This window comes from Pseudomonas californiensis (assembly GCF_021147775.1).
In the GTDB taxonomy this organism is placed as follows: Bacteria; Pseudomonadota; Gammaproteobacteria; order Pseudomonadales; family Pseudomonadaceae; genus Aquipseudomonas; species Aquipseudomonas californiensis.
In genome coordinates this window covers 24,279-32,292 of record NZ_JAGTPK010000046.1, presented here as the reverse complement: position 1 = coordinate 32,292, position 8,014 = coordinate 24,279, and the positions used below count along the sequence as shown (strand labels likewise).

The 8,014-nt window shown below is 53.5% G+C and carries 6 protein-coding genes and 2 pseudogenes; all 8 read right to left on the bottom strand.

The window, feature by feature from the left end; genetic code table 11:
• Nucleotides 1-97: 97 nt before the first annotated feature.
• Nucleotides 98-672, bottom strand: a pseudogene (locus KDX37_RS26380) (IS5-like element ISPs1 family transposase); the annotation flags it as partial.
• Between the two features lie 161 nt (nt 673-833).
• Nucleotides 834-2,015, bottom strand: a complete 1,182-nt coding sequence (locus tag KDX37_RS26375) for a glycoside hydrolase family 10 protein (RefSeq protein WP_231656160.1) — start codon at nt 2,013-2,015, stop codon at nt 834-836.
• A 219-nt stretch (nt 2,016-2,234) separates the two neighbouring features.
• Nucleotides 2,235-3,530, bottom strand: a complete 1,296-nt coding sequence (locus KDX37_RS26370) for a glycoside hydrolase family 68 protein (protein WP_231656158.1) — start codon at nt 3,528-3,530, stop codon at nt 2,235-2,237.
• An 11-nt stretch (nt 3,531-3,541) separates the two neighbouring features.
• Nucleotides 3,542-3,727, bottom strand: a complete 186-nt coding sequence (locus KDX37_RS26365) for a Com family DNA-binding transcriptional regulator (protein WP_055000164.1) — start codon at nt 3,725-3,727, stop codon at nt 3,542-3,544.
• Between the two features lie 677 nt (nt 3,728-4,404).
• Nucleotides 4,405-4,661, bottom strand: a pseudogene (locus tag KDX37_RS26360) (hypothetical protein); the annotation flags it as partial.
• A gap of 289 nt (nt 4,662-4,950) precedes the next feature.
• A complete protein-coding gene (locus KDX37_RS26355) occupies nt 4,951-6,144 on the bottom strand; it encodes an MFS transporter (protein ID WP_231656156.1) in 1,194 nt (397 codons plus the stop codon).
• An 11-nt stretch (nt 6,145-6,155) separates the two neighbouring features.
• Nucleotides 6,156-6,824 (bottom strand): HAD hydrolase-like protein, encoded by a 669-nt coding sequence (locus KDX37_RS26350; protein ID WP_231656154.1) that lies wholly within the window; start codon nt 6,822-6,824, stop codon nt 6,156-6,158.
• 31 nt (nt 6,825-6,855) lie between these two features.
• Complete coding sequence (locus tag KDX37_RS26345; protein ID WP_231656152.1) at nt 6,856-7,977, bottom strand: hypothetical protein; 1,122 nt, start codon at nt 7,975-7,977, stop codon at nt 6,856-6,858.
• Between the last annotated feature and the right edge of the window lie 37 nt (nt 7,978-8,014).

Here is an 8,014-nt window from a genome sequence, read left to right as displayed (position 1 = left end):
GAGGATTACGAAGCCTTGCTGCCGTGGAACTGCGAACCTCGACTTCACAGCTAAGCGCTTTACCTATCTTTTGCCAGGTGGGGTTTATGGAGCGCTTACCTTTGTCAGCCAGCAACCATCTACTGCGTTTGCGTGGTCGCCCCGGCTTACCGGAAATGCGCACCTGATCCAGCAACGGCTGGGCGTGGGCGATATCGCTGGCTTGTCCCGGTGAAAGCATGAAGCGCAATGGCACGCCATTAGCGTCGCAAACCATATGAATCTTGGTTGTCAGGCCGCCTCGACTGCGCCCCAGAGCATGGTCTAGCGGTTCTTCAGGTCCCCCTTTTTCCCGGCGCCTGAGGAGGCTCGGGTTGCACGTACCGCCGTGGAGTCGATCATCCAGGTGTCCAGATCGATCAGTCCTTCCTGGTTGAGTCGAATGTGCAAGCGTTCCAGTATCCGGTCGAACGTGCCGTTATCGCGCCAGTCACGAAAACGCTGATACACCGTCGACCAAGGCCCAAAGCGTTCCGGCAGATCACGCCAGGCAGCACCCGAGCACAAAATCCAAAGGACTCCGTGGAGTACCAGTCGATCATCACTACGTGGGCGACCCATTTTCTGCTCGGGAGAAACCAGATCCTTGATCAATTCCCACGATGCGTCGGAGAGTTCGTAACGCTTTGCCATGCGGGCCTCCAGCCAATCATGGCGGCAATTCTACCCCCACCGACTTTTCGTACAAAACCTAGGGAGTCGCTGATTTATTCGATTTTTTGCCCCGGCGATGCTCTGGAGGCCTTGATTTGTCAGGGGGCAACCGCTGGGGTTTAGAATAAATCAGCGTCTACTTAGACGTCGGCCCAGCGAAGCTTCAGGTAGTCAACCACCTGCTGAGTTTGTGAGGCCCGCAGAAACATATGTCGAAATAACATGCAACCGGACACCTCAGCTAGAGAATCATTCAGGTCAAGCTGACGGGTCATTTCAGGCGCGCCCCCCTCAACAGTCCAGTCGGGCTCGGCTGCTGAGGCGGCTCCCACCTTATATAGAGCCATACCTACATATAACGCTGTGCCGGTACCCCTGACGGTATCCGCCCACCACTGTGTGATGACGTCGTAGCGGGCAACCTCCCGGGCAAACGGCCAGTAGACCTGTGGGGCGATATAATCAATGATGCCGTCAATGACCCATTTCCGGGTGTCTGCATACGCAAAATCGTAATTAGGTGCACCTGCCTGCGTATCAGACCCCAGCGGGTCATCAGATTTATTCCGCCAGACGCCTGCCGGGCTGATACCAAACAAGACATCCGTGTTAACTGCGGCTATTTTTTTGTGGCATGCATCAACCAGCGAATACGTGTTATTACGTCGCCAGTCGGCCTTTGTGGTAAAGGTCGTATTGTATGTCTGGTAGGTAGCATCATCCTGCAGCAGGGAATCCGCGGTTTCATAATAAAAATAATCATCGAACTGAATGGCATCAACATCGTATTTGGTGACAATTTCTTCAACAATACTACCAACCCACGCTTGAACTTCAGGTATGCCGGGATTGAGAACAAAGCGGTTCGCTGCGGTCCCAGTCCACTCAGAATGCGTATTAAACACACTGGCTGGCGAGTCAGATGATGAGTTATTCAGCTCTTCCATTGTGCCGTCGCTGGCGCTCATCGATATGCGGTACGGGTTCACCCATGCGTGCAGCTCAATATGACGAGCATGCGCCTGCTCAACAGCATAAGCCAGTGGGTCGAAGCCGGGATTTTTCCCCAGCGTCCCCGTCAGGTACTTCGACCATGGAAGCAGGTCTGATGCGTAGAATGCATCTGCGCAGGGAACAACCTGGAATATCACTGCATTCATTTTCATTGCCACGATATCATCAAGAATGCCGGTCAACTCTTCTTTCTGTGTGCTGACACGTGCAGCCTCATCAGTGATGGTCAGAGATGAGGCGGACGGCCAGTCAAGATTCGTAACTGTTGCGACCCAGCTCGCCTTGAGATTTTTGTTCGCAGTCGCCATTGCGATTTCTCCTTTGAGTATGGTTCTGAGGGAACAAAATATGCTGTCCATGCACGGGCATTTTGAAATGCCCATGCATGAACGAGCACTACACCTGCCAAGGCGCTGGTATGTGACCATAGCCGAGCAGATTATCGCGATGAGCGAGCTGCTGGGCTGAACGCACGAAGAGCGCCTGCTCGCACAGGCGTTCTTTAGGCATCACATGGGAACGACGTGTCAGCTCAGCGTCACGTCCTTCATCGCAGGAATATAACCGTAGTCATATTCTTCCTGCACGAACGAGCGATCCCCTTTCAAGAGGATTCTCACCGTCGGCGCTTCGGTCCCGCCGATACGGTAATCCTCGCCTGTGGTGGGCACGCTGTCGATGAACGAAGTCACCAGACCGTTCGGCATGACGCAGTGCGAATACGTCTGGAAAGGCTGCTCGGGCGGATTGCCGAGCACCAGGCCGGAAGCGTTCATTGGCCGGTACGGACCGAACAAATGTTCGCCGACAAAACCGTACACCCCGTCTGGCCCTGTAACACCATCGGCATACGTGAACTTGTGACTGATGGTGAACAAGTAATATTTGCCGTCTTGAAAAACATAGTGCGGGCGCTCGGTCTGATCGTTCACGCCGACGGCCGTCACCAACGGCGGAAGTATTTCCCACTCCTCACCACTGAGATCTTTTGCGACCGCCAGACCGATACAACCCACCTGGAATCTGGCACCCCCCACGTCTTCATGACCCGGCGGCACAGGGCCAAGTTCGACACTCCCTACCGTGTGCGAGCCGCGTTCACCGGCGACGTTGCCTTCAAACACCATATACAACTTGCCATCTTCAGGATCAATGAACGGACTGGGGTCGCGAAAGTTCCAGCTCGAGTTCTGCGCTTCGGTTTGATAATAGGTGCCGTCGGCCTCGAACAGTTTTTTGACCTGGGTAAAGTCTTTCAACTCCACGCCCTGATCGGACGTCACAATACGGCCACGTACTTTGGCGATCGCTGCGCCGGGTGTGACGCAGGTGTAATAAAGATCAATATCGCCTTTGTCATTCAACAGTATGGGTGTGCCCGCCCACTCTCGAGTGGTGGGCGATACCCCCTCGGCCATTACGCGACCACCAAAGATCCAGTCCTTGCCGGTACGCGAGTACCAGTAGCACATGCGTGCGCGGCCATGACGATCTTCCCAGTCACGCTTGATGTCATAACGGCCATTGGCATCGAGATATTGCGGATCATTGGGGTGACGGTCAGCCGTCAGGGTCAGGATGACCGACCAGCCGTTGACCGAAACCACCGTGCCATCCAGCTCGCGCAGCGGCATGGTGTCCCAGATGAATACCGTGTCACTCATGACCGGAAAGTCCTGACTGACCAGTGGCTGCGTCGTGGTCGGGTCATTTTCATTGACCTTCAGCGCATCGGCGCGGGACCAGACAGTAGGTGGGTATTTGATGTTATCTACGAGAGGACTATTTTGGAGCTGGCTTACAGCAGAGTTGCTATTGTACATAATTGATACCTTCAGATAGTTGTGGGAGGCAGCAGCGACGCTGCTGTACCTCTGTTGCTCAAAGGCGATAACTCAAGGCTCACGGCCTTCACATGATTCAACGTCCCGCAGCGGGAGCACTTGATCTGGAGTTCGGTGTAGTCACCCATGCGGGCCAGCAGCTTCTTGCACTGCCCGCATCGATAGTCTTTCAACATTTGCAATGGTCTCCTTATGCTTCGCCCAATGAAAAACCCCGCCGAGGCGGGGTTTGGAGGGGATCGCAATTTACCGGTTGGCGCTGTTGGAAAGCCCGTATCCGGCGGCTGCCCTGAGGCGCAAATCGCATATCGTGATACCTTTTTACCCCCCTCCGGAAAGGCTGGAAAGGGGCAGTTTCGGGGTAGGTCGAGTTTGGCCGGAGTTCAACAAGAGTTCGACCACAGTTGCGCAACTGATCCGGATAAACGGTACGAGACGGCGCTTCATTGGGGACGCTTCAGAAAACGGAATTTAAAGTACGTTAAGTATCAAGCTGCTCATCAATTCACGATACCGGCATTTTTCGTCTACCGAGGCTGACGATGCAGAAACCTGGCAAAGCGCCAACACTCCATTTTGCCCAGATGAGCAAACAGCTCTTAAACCGTGATCTCTCGAGTTGCGTGCTGTGTGGTGTCCAAATGCTTTACGTACGGACCCTGTCGGGTTTGGCGGTGCATCAGTTGCTGATCAATGCCCGTGACATTGGTCTGTTGAAGTACGTGCGTCCCTAATGAATGCAAGCCCGTTCGCAATTAATCTGAGCCCGAAGGCTCCGTTAGACGCAGAAGAGTTCCCAGTCGCCTACTCATTCAGAAGAAGATAAAACATAGCCACCCGAAGGTGGCCATGGTCAAGCGTTAATGAGTTGTCTGGCGAGTGCCATTTCAACGGAGTCACCATCGTGGTTCAGCGAATCTAGTCCTGACTCTGGAACATCGCCTGAAGTGCTTTGCGATAAGGCGATCTTCTTGGCCATCAGCTGCAGGCATGTGATCTGAGAACTGCCGATGTAGCCCAAAAAATCACCCTTACGTCTTGCTTCCGTCCAAGCCTCCATGACCGCCTCGCCGCCTGTTGCACCGTGTAGACGTTGTAACCCGTCTGCATGTGTCGCCGCTGATGCCCTAGTGTACTGTTCGCGAAATAAGTTACCCATGACCTTAAATCTAAGCTATTGATAATAATTGACTTTTCCGTTAGTCAGTAGCTGGTTTTTTCGAAAACAGTACACTGGGGCCGGGCGCTTCCTACGAAAGCCTGTGAAATATCTTCATCGTAGTGCGCACTTGGTCAACATCTGCACCATCGCGGCGAAGCCGATGTTGACCTTCAATGGGTCATGGACAACGACATCCAAATCAGCGGATTGGCTTGGTTCACCACCGGGCAGGTTAAGTCATGGCAGACGTCGCTGCTTATTAAACATGATCGAGCCGAGCAGCAGGACCAGAATGCTCGCTATCAACATAGCGGAGTTCGCCCCTTGAAACCGTGCGATCAACCCCCAAGCCAACGCCCCTAGCGTCCCTCCAAGGTAATTTGAAAAAAAGTACAAGGACAGTCTGAATGCTCTCTGGCCCGGCGGCGAGGCTCTCGTCAGGTCACCGCACAATCGTATGAATAGGATAAACAAGGCGCAGCCGCAAAGTAACAGCGCCAGGCCATGAATGACTACATGCGATGTCAGCGCGAGCAGTGTTGTAGTTATCGAGAAGATGAGCGTCAACACAGCCTCTTCGTACCGGGCGAAGAGTCGGATCGAAAAACGGCCCGAAAAGGTTCCAAGCAGAGCCCCAACTCCCCAAAATACCATCAGCAATGTGTACCGGGTCGCATTGTCGCCGTAGTGAAGTCTGACCAGAGAAGGCAGCAGGGTTTGGACACTACAGCATCCAAACGCTAAGGCTCCGACCAAGAGCAGGTTCTTTGCCGATGTTAAATTGATGAGTGACGTGGGTGGAGCCTTGTCCACCCCATTGTTTTTGATGGTGGTACGCCATTGGGCCTTATCCCAGAAAACGATGACCATTACCGTCCAAAGGCTAGCGACAATACCGACCAGAGCTGGTAGCGCGGTTAGGCTCTGGTGTATGACGTACGCAACGAACAAGGGGCCGGCCAGTTTTGCAATGCTGACCGCCAACCCGTGAACCGACAACACCGTATCTATATCATTCTCGCCAAACAGGGAGATGATCGTTGCTTGATAGGACGGCCCCCTGATCGCAATGCCAGCATTCAGGATGAGCAACGCGCTCATCCCTAAAGCGAAACTCGGGCTTCGTATGAAGTAGACGGCACCCAACACACAGCTCACGCCAATCAAAACCTGCCCTATGAAATGCAGCCCTTTGCGAGAGTAGCGATCACCTAGATAACCTACAAACAGAGTGAGTATGGCAAAAGGCGCATTGCTGGCGAAATAGACCCAGAAGGCTGCGTCAACATGGCCCGCGCTCCAGGACCAGGCAAATAGCAATGTTTGCGTCTGAAAGACGATCTGAAGTACCAACGTGCCAACCCAATACCCGGCGAAGGTAGGATTTTTCATGATATCGAGCAGGCGGCTGCTATTGGCGGTGGGGGGCATGTCGCTCCTTATCAGGCTGCGGGCAGCAGACTGTCAACTACGGAGGGTAATGCCCAGGGTGTATCGGCCAAGGCCACGGCCCCACTGTTTTTCAATTCATCGATGGCCCCATAGCCCCACAGTGCACCCACCGGAATTATTGCATTTAGATGCGCAGCCTGCATGTCATCACGTTTATCGCCAATCATGAAAACGCTAGATGGGGGCTTCGCAAGGGATGCCAGCAGCGCCTTCACCAGATCAGCCTTGTCATCCAGTTTACCGTCGGGTGAAGTGCCGAAGATCGACTGGAAAGCATTGAACAACCCGTTGTAGGTAAGCATTTTTTCAGCAAATTCTTGTCGTTTAGAGGTCGCAATAAAGAGCGAGTAGTTACGGTTCGAAAAATGACTGAGCGCATTGCTTATGCCTGTGTACGGAAAGCTTTTGTAGAGCCCTTGCTCCCTGTAGTGGGAGCGGTACAAGTGGACGCACTCGTCGACTCGATCGTCTGAGTAAGGCGCCAAAAGCTCTGCGACAATTTGCTTCATTGGGGGGCCAAATAGCTTCTGCGTCTCGGCGCCGGGAATAAAATCATGGCCCATTTGACGGATGGCATACGTCAAACTCTCAAGGATTCCGGGAGCCGAGTCGAGGACAGTACCGTCCATATCGAAAATAATGATGGTGGAATCGGTCACGTGTTGACCTCCTGATGGAGAAAGGGCTTCTTCAAAGGGGCTGACGCCTGACAGTGGTTTCAAGCACATTGACGACTGCTCCATCATTGAAGTAACCGTTTAAAAAGTACCATGGTCGTTGGCATAACGCCGAGATGACTGGTTCTGGCAGAGGTTTGGCCGCCAGATCGAATATGGAGGAAGGGAAGGCATTGTCCTCATTCAGGACCTGGTCCATCAGCAGCGTTCTTTTTTTGTGGTGGATCTCTTCAATTCCAACGACGGTGGCAGTCTCCGAGGAGAGTCGAGGAATGACGACCGCATCAATGCGTCCGTGAGATCGCATCGGAGAATTAAACAGTCTGGCCAGCAAACGGGGAGAGAGCGAAGCTTTTTTAAAGGGATGTGTCTTTGACCAGAAGCCGATCTCGCCGCTCGGGCTCACGTACTGCTCATTCGCAGGTAAGTGCAGTTCGGCAATGTCACGTAGATGAAACTCGCCCACTTGGCTTTGTATGGGGCTCCCATGGGCAGCCAGACAATCGCCGTCCAGGTAAACCAGGCTCCTGTCGTTGGCACAAAAGCTGCCTCCGGGGTGGCGCAAACTATTGATTAGCAGCGAAGTCTTTCCAGCACCGGAACCGCCAAGTACCAAACAGCCACTGTGTTCGAATGAGATAAAGCCGCCATGAATCCTGAGCAGGTCATGTTCGCTGAGCGTGATCATCGCTTCACGTGACAAGCGTACGGCCAGTAACAGCGCGCTGACCTCATCGGAGATGCACCAAACGATTACCGAGTTTGCGCTGAACAACATCCAACCGCTGTCCACTGCGTGTGCCAGTCTAAAATCACCGACTCGCAACACCTGCAAGGTCGCTCCGAAATACCACGGCATCGTTTCAGCCTGTGCCTCAAAGCCATGGGTCAGTTGTTCAAGATCGGCGGGAAGCGCCCCGGTGTTGACCTTTACCGCATACCGAACGCAAGAATCGTCTTCTTGAAGCGGCACCGCGAAATAAGGTGATACATAAGCGCTGAAGAGGCGCAAGGTGCCAGCATCCGCCAAGGTAACCTTGAGCGTGGTGCCCATGAAACCGAACACTGTCGAGAATCTCGAGTGCGCGCTTTCTCGTTCATGCACGGTCATAAGAGCGTTGAGATACTTGTCCATCGTGTGTTCGTCTCAAAGTAGCGGTTCGGTTGGGGTC

What these genes read in the sequence shown, in the direction of transcription:
- KDX37_RS26375 (WP_231656160.1), bottom strand. Translation starts at nt 2,015, where the DNA reads ATGGCGACTGCGAACAAAAATCTCAAGGCGAGCTGGGTCGCAACAGTT.
- KDX37_RS26370 (WP_231656158.1), bottom strand. Translation starts at nt 3,530, where the DNA reads ATGTACAATAGCAACTCTGCTGTAAGCCAGCTCCAAAATAGTCCTCTC.
- KDX37_RS26365 (WP_055000164.1), bottom strand. Translation starts at nt 3,727, where the DNA reads ATGTTGAAAGACTATCGATGCGGGCAGTGCAAGAAGCTGCTGGCCCGC.
- KDX37_RS26355 (WP_231656156.1), bottom strand. Translation starts at nt 6,144, where the DNA reads ATGCCCCCCACCGCCAATAGCAGCCGCCTGCTCGATATCATGAAAAAT.
- KDX37_RS26345 (WP_231656152.1), bottom strand. Translation starts at nt 7,977, where the DNA reads ATGGACAAGTATCTCAACGCTCTTATGACCGTGCATGAACGAGAAAGC.